This window comes from Stenotrophomonas nitritireducens (genome assembly GCF_001431425.1).
In the GTDB taxonomy this organism is placed as follows: Bacteria; Pseudomonadota; Gammaproteobacteria; order Xanthomonadales; family Xanthomonadaceae; genus Stenotrophomonas; species Stenotrophomonas nitritireducens.
Window position 1 is genome coordinate 1 of sequence record NZ_LDJG01000053.1, and the last position, 1,038, is coordinate 1,038.

Below are 1,038 nucleotides of genomic sequence, written 5' to 3' on the forward strand. Positions count from 1 at the left end.
TGTGAAAAGACACAGCGTCAATCGCCCTGTGATTCCAGCCGGCAACGCGCTCGACCCATGGCAGCAGCCAAGGCTGGTTGGCCCCCAGGTCCGGCCCACCGATGAAACGGACCGACCGCCGGCCGGCCGGATGGAAACCGCCGCGCCAGGCCGGCGTGTTCCAGGACGGGCAACCAAGTCGATAGGGCAACGGGGGCGGCATGTTCCTCAAGGTGGAGCGGACGGATCGAAAACAGGCCCCCAGCCCATGCATCGGGCCGGGAATGACGGCCATGGGCCGCGGAAACGAAAAGCCCCGCGCATGGCGGGGCTTTCCGGGATCACGAAGTACCGGGCTTCAATCGCCCTGCTGCTTCTGCAGGTGCTCCCAGCGCTCCTGCGCATCGATGGTGCGCTCGGCGGTGAGGCGCGCCTCCAGTCGATCCAGGCCGATCTCCTCGCCCGTATCCACGCAGTAACCGTAATCACCGGCTTCCAGGCGCTTGAGCGTGCTGTCGATCTTGCCGATCAGCTTGCGGTAGCGGTCGCGGGTACGCAGTTCCAGCGAGTTCTCGGTCTCGCGGGTGGCACGCTCGGCTTCGTCGCCGATGTCGCGCACTTCCTCGCGCAGGTTCTCGATGGTCTGCTTGGATTCCTCGACCAGGTCGGCGCGCCAGTTCTGCAGGCGCTGGCGGAAGTACTCCTGCTGCAGCGGGCTCATGTACTCCTCGTCCGACGAGGGTTTGTAGCCGGCCGGCAGGATCGGGCGGCCGGTCGCCTCGTCGGTCTTGTACTCGACCACCTTGTGCTTGCTGCGCGGGGCCGGGGCGGCCGAGCGTGCGGTTACGGCGACGGCGACCTTGCCGACCGGGCGGACGGCAGCGGGGGCAGCGGACTTGACGACGGTCTTTGCGGGGGTTTTCGAAACAGGCACGGGATTCTTGGATTGCGGGGCCTTGGGCGCCGGAGCCGGTGCCTTGGCCCTGTCTCTTATTCCCATCTCCGAGCCCACGAGACTAAGGCGACACTCGGATGCCGTCTTCAGCGTGAAAAAAAAAA

General features: G+C 66.1%; 1 protein-coding gene. It reads right to left on the reverse strand.

Annotated features, from left to right (window positions below):
* Nucleotides 1-337: 337 nt before the first annotated feature.
* On the reverse strand, nucleotides 338-1,038 hold a 701-nt coding region (gene dksA, locus ABB22_RS17375; RefSeq protein ID WP_244481362.1), incomplete at its 5' end, for an RNA polymerase-binding protein DksA.